Genomic DNA, 13,525 nt, shown 5'->3' on the forward strand with positions numbered 1-13,525 from the left:
GCAATTATGCGGAGCAGAACCCCCGCCGAAACCGGCGGCAACACAGACCTTACAGGCCGGCGCTCTGCATAATCCCGCTCTCCGCATAATCGATCTTATGTGGAGCTCCACATAATGCCGAGATCGGCGCCGCCTGGTCGAAACGCTCCAGCGAAGGCCGCGACTATCTGGGCCTCAAGCTCGACGATCCGAGCTTCAACGCCCCGATCTACGCCAACCTCTTCGACGACGAGGACGCTGACACCTTCAGCCTCATCTGGTCCCGCCCCAGCGGACGGCGCGGCGAGTGAGCCGCCCAAGGCCCCGGCCGGATCCGGCCGGGGCCTTCCTAAACCCGGGGTTCACCGGTCAGTCGTTGCCGTCGGGCCGCACCAGCTCAACGTGGCTGACCCCCAGCGCCTGAGCCAGCTCGTAGAGGGTGATGACCGTCGGATTGCGCCGGCCACGCTCGAGGCCGCTGATATACTGCTGGCTGAAACCGGAGCGCGCCTCGACATCCTCCTGCGTCAGGCCTTTCTCCTGACGCAGGCGAGCGAAGTTCCGGCCGACCAGCTTGCGCATGTCCATGCGCAGACGGATCGCAATTTACACACTTTGGGATTATCAACTATAATATGTAATCAAGTGACACTAGCGGGTTAGAGGGCGGCACTCCCTATGCCAATCGACCATCGACCGGCCCCGGGAATGCCCCATCTTGCGGGCTCGCTTCACCATCCGCCGTCGTCTAGAAGGGACGAGGCTGCGCCAGGCATGGAAACGTGGGGTGACATGACCGACGCGTTTGCAGACACCGCTCCGTCCGCTCCCGAGCTCACCGACTACGACCGGGGGCATATCAAGCTCTATGCACGCCTGCTCGATGCCACGGCGGATGGCGCCGGCTGGGAGGAGATCGTCTCGGTGCTGTTCGGCATCGACGCGGCTCGGGAGCCCGAACGTGCCCGTCATGTCCATGACGCCCATCTGGCACGGGCCCGATGGGTGGCCTCCAGCGGCTACAAGGATCTCCTCCGCCGTCCCGTCTGACGTTGCGGCGCGTTCGCAGGGGTGATGCCGCAGCCGCATCACGCGATGCTCCGTGGCAGACTTCCCCCAATACCCTCAATCCCTGATTGTCCTTACTCGACACGCACGCTTGATGCGGAGACGAGTAATGAAGCCCGATACATCGCGCTGGCGAGAAGATGCCAGCTACGTCTATTTCGATGCGCTGTCCGTCGAAGGCCTCGCCTGGGAATGCCTGCGCCGGGACGAGACCTACCAGGAGCACTACCAGTCCCTCGTGAAGGCCGGCTCGGATGCCGACCCGCTCCCCCGGGAGGTGGAGCAACGCTGGGGGCTGCGATTTCGCCGCGCGGCCATCTCTCTCCGCCGTGGAACAGAACGTCCCGTGGTCGCCGGTTGTCGATCCGGCCATCGTGCTTCTCGCCCAACAGCCCGCGTTTCTTCCGGGCGCGCCCAACGTGTCGTTCGGCGGCATGGTTGCGCCGCGGGATAGCACCGAGGGCCGATACTGGGTCCATGGTCCGGCACCTCATGCCGCGCAGGTGCTGGTTCTAACCGGGACACGCCCCAACGCGCCGCTGGCGGCATTGATCCCGCTGGACGCGGACACGATTGGGCGGGTGGAGGCCTTGACCCGCTTCTGGCGCACTGTCGAGGGTCGGTCGGTGATCCCCGACACCCGCATCACCGCGCAGCAGCGTGGCCGGCTGCGCACCATGATGCTGGCGGCCGATGGTCGGGCGAACGGCGCCAGCTATCGCGACATCGCCATGGTCCTTTACAGCCACGAGCGCGTCGCGTCCGAGCCCTGGAAAACCTCGGCGCTGCGCGACAAGGTCATCGGCCTCGTCAAAGGCGGCCTCGCCATGATCGGCGGCGGCTATCTCAAGCTCCTGCGTCATCGAAGAAGACCATAGCCGCATCGCCGGCATGCTGAGGGTGGGGATTTTCGCCCCCCTCAACTTCCCCATCCCCCTCGACGGCTGCCCTTCGCCACCGTGATCGCCATTCGCCGCTGATGACCAGCGGCCCGAGATCGCCCGCGGAGGCCTGATCCATGCGACCCGATGCTGCCACGTTCCCACCGCGCTACCTGCGCACCAAGGAAGCCGCCGTCTTCCTCAGCCTGTCCGCCCGCACGCTCGAGAAGCACCGCACCTACGGGACCGGCCCCGCCTATCGCAAGCTCGGCGGCCGCGTTGTCTATGCCATCGAGGATCTGCAGGCCTGGGTCGCCCGTGGCGCCGTCACCTCCACCTCCGATCCGCGCGGCTGCGTCCTGCCGGCCAAGCGACAGGGCCTGCCCGGCGTTGTCGAGCCCCGCCGCTTCGCACGCTGATCGGAACCCTTCTCCATGGCGGCGCGGCATCGCTCCCAGCCGGAGCGCGGACAGCTCGATCTGTTTCGCGCGCTTCCCGGCGCGTTCGCGCCACGAGATGCGCAGGATCTCATGGCCTATCCCTTCTTCTCCCTCTCCAAGACCCATCGTATCGCCCCCATCGATTTTGCCGCCGGCGATGTCTCCATCCGGGTCGAGGCCGTGCCTGATCACGGCATGGCGACCATCTGGGACGCCGACATCCTGATCTGGGCGGCGAGCCAGATCGTGGAGGCCCGCGACGCCGGCCTGCGCACGTCGCGTTTCATGGTCGCCACCCCCTACGAAATCCTCAGGTTCGTGGGGCGGGGCACCTCGCTCCGGGACTACCAGCGCCTCAAAGCTGCACTCGACCGGCTGCAGTCCACCACCGTGTCCACCTCGATCCGCCAGCCGGCCGAGGGACGGCGCCATCGCTTCTCCTGGATCAACGAGTGGAAGGAGCGCACCGACCGGGACGGCAGGCCCGCGGGAATCGAGCTCATCGTCCCCGACTGGTTCTATTGCGCCATCGTGGAGGACGCCCTCGTCCTCACCATCGACCGGGCGTATTTCGAGCTGACCGGCGGGCTCGATCGCTGGCTCTACCGGCTGGTGCGCAAGCACGGCGGCCGCCAGCACGCCGGCTGGCGCTTCGATTTCCGCCACCTCTACTTGAAGTCTGGCAGCCTCTCGCCCTTCAAGCGCTTCGCCTTTGAGCTGCGGGACATCATCCGCCGCCAGCCGCTGCCCGGCTACACCCTGTTCCTGGAATTTGACGCGGGTTCGCGCACGCTGCTCGCCTTCGAGCCCGCCTGTGGACAGCCTGTGAATCCCTTCGTGCCATCGGGAACCCGGTGCCACGTGCCATCGGGAACCGGCTCCTCGTGCTTTCGGGAACCCAAACCGGGGTTAACCCCAAGTCCGAAAAGGCAAAATCGCGCTCCTAACTTAGACTCTAACATAGAGTCTAACTTTAAGAGGCGCGCAGGCGATGTGGATAACTGCGCTCAACAGGTCAAAGATCTGGCGCATCCGCGCACTTCTGAAGATGAGTGCCTTCCGTCTTTCCGTAAAGATGGGTTTCCAGCGCCAGAACCTCTTCCCGCAGCCGATCTGCCTCCCGCGAGCCCATTGGGAGGCCGTCGATGATCGTCGCGCTGCTCAATCAGAAGGGTGGCGTCGGCAAGACGACGCTTGCCCTGCACCTTGCCGGCGCCTGGGCGAGCCGCGGTCAGCGCGTCACGCTGATCGATGCGGACCCCCAGGGCTCGGCACTGGACTGGTCGCAGCAACGCAGCCGCGAGGGCCTGCCACGCCTGTTCGGCGTTGTCGGCCTCGCCCGTGACACGCTCCATCGGGAGGCCCCCGAGTTGGCGCGCGATGCCGACCATGTGGTCATCGACGGGCCTCCCCGTGTCGCTGCCCTCATGCGCTCCGCGCTCCTCGCTGCCGACCTGGTGCTGATCCCCGTGCAGCCTTCGCCGCTCGACGGCTGGGCCTCCGCCGAGATGCTGGCCCTCCTCAGCGAGGCCCGCATCTACCGGCCGGAACTTGCCGCGCGGTTCGTGCTGAACCGCTGCGGCGCCCGCACGGTGCTTGCCCGCGAGACCGCCGAGACGCTGGCGGATCATGATCCGCCCGTGCTCGCGACCACCATCGGCCAGCGCGTCGCCTTCGCCATGTCGGCGCAGTCCGGGCGGCTCGTCAGCGAGCTCAATGCCGACGGGCCGGCGGTGCGGGAGATTGCGGCACTCGCCGCGGAGATCCTCGCTCTTCCCGCTGGCGGGACCAAGCCATGAACGAACGCCCGAACCGGCGGGGCTTCGCCGCCCGGCCCGCCGATGCCGAGCAATGGGTGAAGGCTACGGAGCCAAGGCCCGCGAGCGATGGAAACGCCGGCGGCTTCACCGCGCGGCTCACCATCGATGTCACGCCCGACTTGCGCGGGCGGATCAAGATCGCCGCCTTCGGCCGTGGCCAGACCGTCGCCGACATGCTCCGCGACCTCCTCGCCCGTGAGTTTCCCTCGACCCCAGGAGATGCGTCATGACCGGCCCGTCCGTGTCGTCCCCCATTCCCCGAGCTGTTGCCCCAGCGCCGACCTCACCGACTTCAGACCCGTTCACCCATGTGGAGCTGACCTGGATCGAGAGGCGGATCGAGAACTGGATCCGCTTCGGCCGCCCAGCTCATGCGCAGATCCTCGACCGCAGCCGGCGCATCGTCTCATTCGCGCCGGGCAGCATCTTTGCCTTCGTGCGCTGGGCGTCGAACGACTTCGGCACCGTGGTCTCGCGCATCGACGTCGTGCGCGCCGTCGCGGAGGGCGAGGCCTACCAGACGCTGCCCTTCGTGCGTCCAGGCGGAGAAATCCTGCTGCGCGCCGACGGCTGGCCGAAGGTCGAGAAGGTGCTCCAGCATATCGATTCCGTCGAGGCCATCGGCGTCAACGGCGCGGATGCCGCCCCCGACCACTGGCGGCACGTCCACAACCGCCTGATCGCTGGCCACATGCCCCGCGCCTACACGTTGGAGCGCCATCAGGCGTGGCTCAAGCGGCGGGAGTGCGAAGAATGACCCGCTTCGGCTATGTGATGGTGACGTATTTCTCGGTGATGGGCGCTGGTGCCGCCGCGTTCGTTCCGACACCGCTCAAGCTGGTCTGGAACGTCTCAGCCAGCGCGCCCGTCGGCCTCTACGCTATCGAGCCCGCGCGCAGATTCGATGTCACGGACCTACTGGCCGTCAGGCCGCCGGCGGCGCTCGCCCGCTTCATGGCGGAGCGCGGCTATGTGGGAGCCGGCGTCCCATTGGTGAAGCGCGTGGCGGCGCTTCCCGGGCAGGAGGTCTGCCGCAGGGACGGTATCATCACCGTCGATGGCGTGGCTTACGGCGAGGCGCTGGAGCGCGACCGCATGGGTCGGCCACTGCCGGTCTGGCGCGGATGCCGTCGCATCGCTCACGGTGAGCTCTTCCTCATGAATTTCGACGTGCCGGACAGCCTCGACGGGCGGTATTTCGGCCCACTGCCCGCCAGCACTGTGATCGGCCGCGCCGTGCCGCTCTACACCGACGAGGCCGGCGACGGGCACTTCGTCTGGCGTGCGCCTACGCGCTGAGCGCGACCGAACAACCTCACCACCATCAGCTCCGAGAGGCCGTCATGCTGCAGACGGATCCGTTCCTGCGTGTCCCCATCCTCGTGCTCGTCTCGATGCGAGCGCACGCCCGTCGCCACGCAGTCGTCTTTGTTCTCCTTTCCGGAGTGCCTTTCGGCTGGTCGACTGCTGTCCTCACGGCGGAGGCTCCCGCGACCCAGAAGTTGTCGTCACCGGCCGATCGCTACGCCGATTTCATCACGGAGGCTGCGGAGCGCTTCGACATTCCCGCAGGCTGGATCCGGTCCGTGCTGCGCGCCGAAAGTGACGGCGACGCGCGCTCGACCTCGCCCAAAGGCGCCATGGGGCTGATGCAGATCATGCCGCAAACCTGGGCCGAGCTGCGCGTCCACTATGGCCTCGGCGATGACCCCTACGACCCGCACGACAACATCATGGCGGGCGCGGCCTACCTGCGGGAGCTGTTCGATCGCTACGGCCATCCTGGCTTCCTTGCCGCCTACAACGCGGGGCCCAGCCGCTATGAAGCGTCCCGGAAGGGACGGACCCTGCCTCAGGAAACGCGCACCTACGTCGAAGCGCTCGCGCCCGTCATCGCGCCCGACGACGCCGGCGCGGATGCCTCCAGAGTGTCCGCCGCGCCGCAGCCGGAGCAGCCATCGTGGGCTCGCGCTCCGATCTTCATTCTGCCACCAGCCCGCACGTCCACGACCGTTCCGGCACCCCGGGAGCGCTTGCCGGCAGAAGCGACTGCGACGTCTGCGGTGCGCGATGTCTCTGCCATCGTCCCGCCATCGACCGGCTTGTTCGTCACACGACCGGGCACGGGAGGTGCGCGATGATCGCCTCAGCCCCCATTCGTGCCTTCTCGGGCTGCGTCGCGTCAGGGCGAAGGCAGGACGGGAAGGCGGGTACCCCAACCGTTCGATGGCGAGATAAAAGGGCGCAAGGTGCGCTTCGGTCGGGCGGTTGTTTTTGTTTGGGAATTTCCGGCGCTTCGCACCTTGCGCCTCCTACTGGCAACTTGTCATCGTTGCTCAAGTCTCTGGTTTTGTTGGTCTCCTCGCACCTTGCGGAGGCGAGCCATGGCCGATGAGCACGAGTTTCGCGTCCGGCCGGGTCGCATCCGTTCGACCCGCGCTCAGCGGGCAAGGCCCTTCATCGCGCAGGCCCTCGCCGCGGCCCAGAAGGCCGGCGGCCACGTCTCCCGATCCGGCCGCCTCACCTCCGGCAAGCGCTCCCACTTCGGCCGCGGGCGGACGGCGAGCATCCAGGCCAACCGCCTGCTCACCGGTCGCTCGCGCGTCGTCGTCATCAAGACCCGCGTGGTGCGCCACACCGCCCGTGCCGCACCCCTGTCCTCGCACATTGCCTACCTGCGCCGGGACGGCGTCACCCGGGACGGGGAAAAGGCCCGTCTGTTCGGGCCGGGTGCCGACGAGGGGGACGGCCGCGCCTTCGCGGAGCGGTGCGCCGACGATCGGCACCACTTCCGCTCCATCGTCTCGCCCGAGGACGCGGCGGACATGACCGACCTTCGGTCCTTCGCCCGCGACCTCGTGGGCCAGATGGAGAAGGACCTCGGCACCAAGCTGGATTGGGTCGGCGTCGACCACTGGAACACCGACAATCCCCATTTGCACATTTTGGTGCGCGGCAAGACCGATGACGGTCAGGACCTCGTCATCTCCCGCGATTACATCAAGGAGGGCATGCGCGCCCGCGCACAGGATCTGGTCACCCAGGAGCTGGGGCCGCGCACCGACCTCGACATCCGCCGCGCCATCGAGCGGCAAGTGGAGGCGGAGAGGTGGACGCAGCTCGACCGTCAACTGGTTCGGGACCAGCACGAGACCGGCGTGATCGACGTCGCGCCCCATGCCGATCGCCAGCCGGACGCGTTCCATGCCCTGAAGGTCGGGCGACTGCGCAAGCTCGAAACCCTCGGCTTCGCCGATCAGGTCGGCCCCGGCCAGTGGGTGATCGACGAGAAGGCCGAAGCGACGCTCCGCGCGCTGGGCGAGCGCGGTGACATCATCAAGCGGATACACCGGGCCCTGACCGCGCAGGGCATCGAGCGCGGTACAGCAAGCTATGTGCTTTCCGGTGAGCGCCTCGATGCACCTATCATCGGCCGCCTGGTCGATCGCGGGCTCGACGACGAGTTGAAGGGATCCGCCTATGCCGTGGTCGATGGCGTCGATGGACGCACCCATCACATCCGGCTGCCCGACCTCGATTCGGCAGGCGATTGCGCTCCGGGCTCCATCGTCGAGCTGAGGAGGTTCGAGGATGCCCGGGGCCAACAGCGGGCCGCGCTGGCGGTCCGCTCGGACCTCGACATCGAGCGACAGGTCACGGCAGCGGGCGCCACCTGGCTCGATCGGCAGGCGCTCAGTCGCACACCGGCGCCTTTGTCGGAGGGCGGCTTTGGCGCCGAGGTGAGCGATGCCATGAAGCGCCGCGCCGATTATCTGGTCCGGGAGGGACTGGCCGAGCGCCAGGGTCACCGCGTCACCTTCGCGCCGGACCTGATCGAGACCTTGCGCCGGCGGGAGGTGGACGCGCTGGGCAAGAAGCTCGCCGCCGAGACCGGACAGCCGTTCAATCGATCCGGATCGGGAGACTATGTCTCCGGCACCTACCGCCAGCGCTTCGCGCTCGCCTCGGGTCGTTTGGCCATGATCGATGATGGCTTGGGCTTCCAGCTCGTGCCGTGGACGCCCTCCGTGGAGAAGCAGCTCGGCAAGCACGTCTCCGGCGTCGCCCGCGCCGACGGTGGCATTGATTGGTCCTTCGGCCGCAAGCGTGGCCTCGGCCTCTGACCTCACTCATCATCGGAGCGCTGTATGTCCGCGACCAAGATCCTCTGGGGCCAGATCGTCCTCGTCCTCGCCATCGTGCTCGCCACCACCTGGGGAGCAACGCAGTTCGTGGGTTGGCGGCTGGGTTTCCAGGACCAGCTCGGGCCACCCTGGTTCCTGCTGGGGCCCTGGCCTGTCTATCCCCCGCCGGCCTTCTTCTGGTGGTGGTATTTCTACGACGCCTATGCGCCGGCCATCTTCACAGAGGGTGCGATCATCGCCGCCTCGGGCGGGTTCCTGTCCATCGCCGCCGCAATCAGCCTCTCGGTGTGGCGGGCCCGGGAGGCAAGGCGTGTCGAGACCTATGGCTCCGCCCGCTGGGCCGAGCCGGACGAGATCCGCGCGGCCGGGCTGCTCGGTCCTGATGGAGTCGTGCTCGGTCGCCATGGCGTGAACTATCTGCGCCATGATGGACCCGAGCACGTCCTGTGCTTCGCGCCGACCCGATCCGGCAAAGGCGTCGGCCTCGTCGTGCCCTCCCTGCTCACCTGGCCGGGATCGGCCATCGTCCACGACATCAAGGGTGAGAACTGGCAGCTCACCGCCGGCTTTCGGGCAAGGCACGGGCGCGTATTGCTGTTCGACCCCACCAATGTGCGGTCCTCCGCCTACAATCCCCTGCTGGAGGTCCGCCGCGGGGAATGGGAGGTGCGCGACGTCCAGAACATCGCCGACATCCTCGTGGACCCCGAGGGCTCCCTCGAGAAGCGCAATCACTGGGAGAAGACCAGCCATGCTCTGCTGGTGGGCGCCATCCTCCACGTGCTCTACGCCGAGCGAGACAAGACGCTGGCCGGTGTCGCCGCCTTTCTCTCCGATCCGCGACGTCCCATCGAAACGACCCTTGCCGCCATGATGACGACGGCGCACCTCGGGAAGGCCGGTCCCCATCCGGTGATCGCCAGCGCTGCCCGCGAGCTCCTGAACAAGTCGGAGAATGAGCGCTCCGGTGTTCTTTCCACCGCCATGTCCTTCCTCGGGCTCTACCGAGACCCCGTTGTCGCCGAGGTGACCCGGCGCTGCGACTGGCGCATCGGCGATCTGGTGGCAGCTACCCGGCCGACCACGCTCTACCTCGTCGTGCCGCCCTCGGACATCAACCGCACCAAGCCGCTCATCCGCTTGATCCTGAACCAAGTGGGTCGGCGCCTCACCGAGGACCTACAGGCGAAGGCCGGCCGCCACCGGCTCCTCCTGATGCTCGACGAGTTCCCCGCGCTCGGGCGGCTCGACTTCTTCGAGAGCGCGCTCGCCTTCATGGCGGGCTATGGGCTCAAGAGCTTCCTCATCGCCCAGTCCCTGAACCAGATCGAGAAGGCTTACGGTCCGAACAACTCCATCCTCGACAACTGCCATGTGCGGGTGAGCTTCGCGACCAACGACGAGCGCACCGCCAAGCGCGTGTCCGATGCCCTCGGCACCGCCACGGAGATGAAGGCCATGAAAAACTATGCCGGCCACCGGCTCTCGCCCTGGCTCGGGCACCTCATGGTCTCGCGCTCCGAGACCGCCCGTCCGCTCCTGACACCCGGCGAGGTGATGCAGCTTCCGCCTGCCGACGAGATCGTCATGGTGGCCGGCACGCCGCCCATCCGGGCGAAGAAGGCGCGATACTACGAGGACGAGCGGTTCAGGGAGCGGGTGCTACACCCGCCGGAGCTCTCGGCTTCTCGCGATCGCCAGCCCGACGATTGGACAGTGCTCCCGTTGCCGGCGCCATCGCAACTCAGCCTGATGGTTCAAGGCAAGGACGATGAGGACACCACAGGTTCGGAGCAACGGCGCCAGCCCGAGCTGGCACGGGTGGAGACGGTGGATGCGCCGCAGCAATCGGTGAACGAGTTCGAGATCGATCTGGCCGATGAGACCGACGACGACGTGGCCCGGACCAGCCGGATGACGCGGGTCATGCATGGCGTCGCGCGTCAGGTCTCGCTTGATCCCAATGACGGCATGGAGCTGTGACGGTGATGGCTCCGCGCAAGAAGAAGGCGCAGATCTCGGTCTATCTCGATCCGGCCACCATGGGGCTTCTGGCCGATTATGCTGCGCGGCGCGATCAGCCGCAGTCACTGATCGCCGAGGCGGCCATCGCCTCCTTCCTGTCGCCGGACGCGGCCGAGCAGCGGGAAGCAGCGATCGCAAAACGGCTCGACCATCTGGACCGCCGGATGGCCCGGCTGGAGCGCGACCTAGGCATCGCCGTCGAGACGCTCGCGGTGTTCGTGCGCTTCTGGCTGGCCACCACTCCGGCGTTACCTGAGCCTGCGGCACTGGCGGCCAGGGCCAAGGCGGGGGAACGCTATGAGGCCTTCGTCGCCGCGCTCGGTCGGCGGCTTGCGAAGGGGCCGAGGCTCGTTCAGGAGGTCGCGGACGACCAAGCCGCTCTAACCCCGTGACGATGAGCACTGTGCGCCAGATGCAGCCATTCGGGCGCAGCCGGAATGCGAACGTTATTCCGTGCGTTCAGCGTAGCTTGTGGGTATATGGTTACGATGGGTTTGGTCAACGTCAGCGCAGAATCAGCATGGGTAAGAAAAAATCGGGGAACACGACGGTCGTAGCCGTCGAAGCCGTCGGCCGAGCTACCACGGAAATCCCGGTCGAGATCAGCACCCGCTTCCTCGAGCACTTCAGCGAACAGCTCTACTCCTCGCCACAGAAGGCCTTCGAGGAGTTGATCTCTAACGGCTGGGACGCAGGCGCGGACTATGTTGAGATTCGTATCCCAGCCGACTTGTCCGCCGCTGACGCGACGATGGCGGTGCTCGACAACGGCTCATCTATGGATGAGCAGGGCCTGCGCGACCTCTGGCATATCGCCTTCTCGCCCAAGCGAGACCGACCCGAACAGCACGGCCGTCGGGTGGTTGGCAAATTCGGGATAGGCAAGCTTGCGACCTATGTGCTCGCGAGCCGGCTCACGTACATCTGCAAGGCTGCTGACGGGATCATCCGCCGGGTCACCATGGATTATGGCCAGGTAGACCGGACCGCTGCCGCAGACAAGCTCATCAGCGAACTGACTCTCGACCTTTATGAAGTCAGGGAGTCGGAACTCGAGACGGCGATCGGTTCGGTTGCCTATGGTCCCGACCTGTTGAAGATCATCGCCGAAGGGGTCCAACTCGATCCCGGAGCCGCGGTAGCAGATGACGATTTCGGTGCACCAGCGTCGATCCTGAAGCGGCAGAGCAGAGGTACGTGGACTCTTGTGATCCTGTCGGGGCTGAAACCCACCGGTCGTGAACTCAAAGTGGGCGTCCTGCGTCGGATGCTCGAGGCAGCCCTGCCGCTGAGTAGCGAGATGGTCATTCGCATCAATGGAGAAGCGCTGAACTCCACGAAGCTCGCCGCTGGTGTCGCGCGTGAATGGAGCATCGGTCCGGATCTTAAACTCGACGAATTGAATCTCGACAACGCGGACGAGTCGGACGACGTCGCGGCGGCCACCACCTCCACCCAGGCTGATTCAACGGTCAAGGTAATATCCGGCCTCTCCCCTCATCCCTATATCGACCTGCCTGGTATCGGGCGGGTGACGGGGCGGATCCGCCTCTACGACGAGAAAATCAGTGGGGGGAAGGCAGAGGACCGTGGTGTCTCAAACGGGTTCTTCGTGAATGTGCTCGGCCGTGTTGTCAATCAGTCGGACCCGAGCTTCGGCGCTGAAAATCTGAGCCACGCGGCCTGGGCACGGTTCCGCATGACTGTGCGTGCCGACGGGCTAAACCCCTACCTGAACACCAATCGCGAGCAGTTTCGCGAGCAGCGCGCACTGCACATTTTCCGGGCGTTTCTGCGCAAGGCCTTCAACATTGCACGGTCGGCCTATGACAGCGATAGCAACGCCGAGATGCCCGACGGCGGTGACGTCCTGGTACGATCGCTGGGTGTCGTGTCGCTAGCGCCACTGCGCAGCGCCGTCTCCGAGGCGCTACGCACCCAACCGCCAATTCCCGGGCTTTTTGACGAAACGGGGATCTCCGACCGCGAACAGAAGCGTGAGGACTGGCGGAAAAATACCGCCGACCACATCCAGAATGCACTTGGCAAGGTAAAGTACGAGCGGTCGGACGACGACAGCTTTGTGCGGTTCAGGATTCAAGACAGTACCATTGTCGTCAACCGCGACCACCCGTTCGTCGCGGAGCACACCCGTACCAAGGCGGAGAAGGAGTTGGTGCGCACCATCGCCATGGTGAATCTACTGACCGACGTCTATGCCCTGGAAAGCGGCATCGACCCGGCCAAAGTGGAGAGCATGCGTGACTATCGGGACCAACTCATGCGGTTTCGGGCGTTGCAGCGCCGGCAATCGGGCACACACATAGCCAAGCTGTTGCTTGGGACGCAGCACAAGAGCGGCGCCAGCAAGGAACTCGAGACCGTCGTCGCCGACGCTCTGCGCTACCTGGGATTTTCCGTGAAGGAACTGGCCAAGCCTGGCCAACCCGAGGGCATCGCTAGCGCCTACGCTTTCTCGGCACCGCAGCAGCCGGAGCCGACGGACGAGGAGCCGGAGCCACCGCTCTACAAATTTACCTACGACGCCAAGTCCTCGAAGCACCTGACCGCGAAGACCGGTAACATCTCCCTGGACGGTGTGCAGGAGCACCGCAAACGCTATGGTGCCCAATACGCGCTGGTCGTGGCGCCCGGGTTCGAGGAAGGAGCCCTCACCGTTCGCTGTGAGCAGGTGGGCGTGACGCCCATGCGAGCCGCCGATCTCGGCAAGCTCCTTGAGTACACTGTGACTTATGGCGCCATCTCGCTGGATGTTCTGGAGGCGATGTTCAAGCTCCGTGATCCCAAGGCGGTGACTGCCTGGGTCGAAGCGCTTGAAGGGAAGCTGAAAAGCAAGCGCAAGCTGACGATCGACGTGTTCCTGAAGGCTCTGGAGCACCTGCGTGGTAAGGTGCCAGACGCTCTGCAGGCGTCTCTGGTGTCCTATACCTGCCGCAGTCAACTGGGCGTACCCACCGTCCGCGACGAAGATGTCATCCGGCTGGTTCGGGGGCTCCAGATCCTGATCCCAGACCTGGTCGGCCTAGACGATAACGAGCGCATCATAGTCAACGCTAGCGCCGAGCGCGTGGCGGCGGCTGTCGAGAAGCAACTCGACAACCTGCACGCCGAAGTTGACGCTGATGCCGTCCTGGGGGATGCGTAAC

The 13,525-nt window shown here is 66.0% G+C and carries 15 protein-coding genes and 1 pseudogene; 15 read left to right on the forward strand and 1 reads right to left on the reverse strand.

Annotated elements, in window-relative coordinates; all coding sequences use genetic code 11:
• Positions 1-116: 116 nt before the first annotated feature.
• A pseudogene (locus tag FBQ73_RS00015) lies at positions 117-290 on the forward strand (DUF736 domain-containing protein); the annotation flags it as partial.
• Between the two features lie 58 nt (positions 291-348).
• Here the strand turns inward: FBQ73_RS00015 and FBQ73_RS00020 are convergent.
• The gene (locus FBQ73_RS00020; RefSeq protein WP_138397488.1) at positions 349-567 is read right to left on the reverse strand and encodes a helix-turn-helix domain-containing protein; all 219 of its coding nucleotides are present in this window, start codon (positions 565-567) and stop codon (positions 349-351) included.
• Positions 568-771: 204 nt separating this feature from the next.
• Between FBQ73_RS00020 and FBQ73_RS00025 the strand changes: the two genes are divergently transcribed.
• From FBQ73_RS00025 to FBQ73_RS00090, 14 genes are all read left to right on the forward strand, one after another.
• Positions 772-1,029 carry a DNA -binding domain-containing protein gene (locus FBQ73_RS00025; RefSeq protein WP_138397489.1) on the forward strand — a complete coding sequence of 86 codons (258 nt, stop codon included), beginning with the start codon at positions 772-774 and terminating at the stop codon, positions 1,027-1,029.
• Between the two features lie 127 nt (positions 1,030-1,156).
• A complete protein-coding gene (locus FBQ73_RS22980) occupies positions 1,157-1,501 on the forward strand; it encodes a transcriptional regulator domain-containing protein (RefSeq protein WP_246089482.1) in 345 nt (114 codons plus the stop codon).
• Positions 1,467-1,925, forward strand: a complete 459-nt coding sequence (locus FBQ73_RS00035; RefSeq protein ID WP_246089483.1) for a DUF2285 domain-containing protein — start codon at positions 1,467-1,469, stop codon at positions 1,923-1,925. Before FBQ73_RS22980 ends, FBQ73_RS00035 begins: the two co-directional genes overlap by 35 nt.
• Positions 1,926-2,065: 140 nt before the next feature.
• Complete coding sequence (locus tag FBQ73_RS00040) at positions 2,066-2,347, forward strand: helix-turn-helix transcriptional regulator (RefSeq protein WP_138397491.1); 282 nt, start codon at positions 2,066-2,068, stop codon at positions 2,345-2,347.
• 15 nt (positions 2,348-2,362) lie between these two features.
• Positions 2,363-3,517, forward strand: coding sequence for a replication initiator protein A (locus tag FBQ73_RS00045; RefSeq protein ID WP_138397492.1), 1,155 nt, complete (start codon positions 2,363-2,365; stop codon positions 3,515-3,517).
• Entirely contained in the window at positions 3,514-4,167 is a 654-nt protein-coding gene (parA, locus tag FBQ73_RS00050; protein ID WP_138397493.1) for a ParA family partition ATPase, read from the forward strand. The genes FBQ73_RS00045 and parA overlap by 4 nt, the downstream gene beginning before the upstream one ends.
• Positions 4,164-4,418 (forward strand): ribbon-helix-helix protein, encoded by a 255-nt coding sequence (locus FBQ73_RS00055; RefSeq protein ID WP_138397494.1) that lies wholly within the window; start codon positions 4,164-4,166, stop codon positions 4,416-4,418. The genes parA and FBQ73_RS00055 overlap by 4 nt, the downstream gene beginning before the upstream one ends.
• Positions 4,415-4,945: a DUF2840 domain-containing protein gene (locus FBQ73_RS00060; RefSeq protein ID WP_138397495.1), complete on the forward strand. Its 531-nt coding sequence runs from the start codon at positions 4,415-4,417 to the stop codon at positions 4,943-4,945. Before FBQ73_RS00055 ends, FBQ73_RS00060 begins: the two co-directional genes overlap by 4 nt.
• Positions 4,942-5,487 carry a S26 family signal peptidase gene (locus FBQ73_RS00065; RefSeq protein ID WP_138397496.1) on the forward strand — a complete coding sequence of 182 codons (546 nt, stop codon included), beginning with the start codon at positions 4,942-4,944 and terminating at the stop codon, positions 5,485-5,487. The genes FBQ73_RS00060 and FBQ73_RS00065 overlap by 4 nt, the downstream gene beginning before the upstream one ends.
• A 44-nt stretch (positions 5,488-5,531) precedes the next feature.
• Positions 5,532-6,329 carry a lytic transglycosylase domain-containing protein gene (locus FBQ73_RS00070; protein ID WP_138397497.1) on the forward strand — a complete coding sequence of 266 codons (798 nt, stop codon included), beginning with the start codon at positions 5,532-5,534 and terminating at the stop codon, positions 6,327-6,329.
• Between the two features lie 243 nt (positions 6,330-6,572).
• Positions 6,573-8,312 (forward strand): relaxase/mobilization nuclease domain-containing protein, encoded by a 1,740-nt coding sequence (locus tag FBQ73_RS00075; RefSeq protein ID WP_138397498.1) that lies wholly within the window; start codon positions 6,573-6,575, stop codon positions 8,310-8,312.
• A 24-nt stretch (positions 8,313-8,336) separates the two neighbouring features.
• Positions 8,337-10,316: a conjugal transfer protein TraG gene (locus FBQ73_RS00080; protein WP_138397499.1), complete on the forward strand. Its 1,980-nt coding sequence runs from the start codon at positions 8,337-8,339 to the stop codon at positions 10,314-10,316.
• Between the two features lie 5 nt (positions 10,317-10,321).
• Entirely contained in the window at positions 10,322-10,750 is a 429-nt protein-coding gene (locus FBQ73_RS00085; RefSeq protein WP_138397500.1) for a CopG family transcriptional regulator, read from the forward strand.
• Positions 10,751-10,878: 128 nt separating this feature from the next.
• A complete protein-coding gene (locus FBQ73_RS00090) occupies positions 10,879-13,524 on the forward strand; it encodes an ATP-binding protein (protein WP_138397501.1) in 2,646 nt (881 codons plus the stop codon).
• Position 13,525: the final 1 nt, after the last annotated feature.

The sequence above is a fragment of the Xanthobacter autotrophicus genome (genome assembly GCF_005871085.1).
GTDB lineage: Bacteria > Pseudomonadota > Alphaproteobacteria > Rhizobiales > Xanthobacteraceae > Xanthobacter > Xanthobacter autotrophicus.

Bases quoted from the DNA above. Each gene is read 5' to 3' on its own strand.
- FBQ73_RS00075 (WP_138397498.1), top strand. From the start codon at position 6,573: ATGGCCGATGAGCACGAGTTTCGCGTCCGGCCGGGTCGCATCCGTTCG.
- FBQ73_RS00080 (WP_138397499.1), top strand. From the start codon at position 8,337: ATGTCCGCGACCAAGATCCTCTGGGGCCAGATCGTCCTCGTCCTCGCC.
- FBQ73_RS00040 (WP_138397491.1), top strand. From the start codon at position 2,066: ATGCGACCCGATGCTGCCACGTTCCCACCGCGCTACCTGCGCACCAAG.
- FBQ73_RS00090 (WP_138397501.1), top strand. From the start codon at position 10,879: ATGGGTAAGAAAAAATCGGGGAACACGACGGTCGTAGCCGTCGAAGCC.
- FBQ73_RS00020 (WP_138397488.1), bottom strand. From the start codon at position 567: ATGGACATGCGCAAGCTGGTCGGCCGGAACTTCGCTCGCCTGCGTCAG.
- FBQ73_RS00085 (WP_138397500.1), top strand. From the start codon at position 10,322: ATGGCTCCGCGCAAGAAGAAGGCGCAGATCTCGGTCTATCTCGATCCG.
- FBQ73_RS22980 (WP_246089482.1), top strand. From the start codon at position 1,157: ATGAAGCCCGATACATCGCGCTGGCGAGAAGATGCCAGCTACGTCTAT.
- FBQ73_RS00060 (WP_138397495.1), top strand. From the start codon at position 4,415: ATGACCGGCCCGTCCGTGTCGTCCCCCATTCCCCGAGCTGTTGCCCCA.
- FBQ73_RS00045 (WP_138397492.1), top strand. From the start codon at position 2,363: ATGGCGGCGCGGCATCGCTCCCAGCCGGAGCGCGGACAGCTCGATCTG.
- parA (WP_138397493.1), top strand. From the start codon at position 3,514: ATGATCGTCGCGCTGCTCAATCAGAAGGGTGGCGTCGGCAAGACGACG.
- FBQ73_RS00070 (WP_138397497.1), top strand. From the start codon at position 5,532: ATGCTGCAGACGGATCCGTTCCTGCGTGTCCCCATCCTCGTGCTCGTC.
- FBQ73_RS00055 (WP_138397494.1), top strand. From the start codon at position 4,164: ATGAACGAACGCCCGAACCGGCGGGGCTTCGCCGCCCGGCCCGCCGAT.
- FBQ73_RS00025 (WP_138397489.1), top strand. From the start codon at position 772: ATGACCGACGCGTTTGCAGACACCGCTCCGTCCGCTCCCGAGCTCACC.
- FBQ73_RS00065 (WP_138397496.1), top strand. From the start codon at position 4,942: ATGACCCGCTTCGGCTATGTGATGGTGACGTATTTCTCGGTGATGGGC.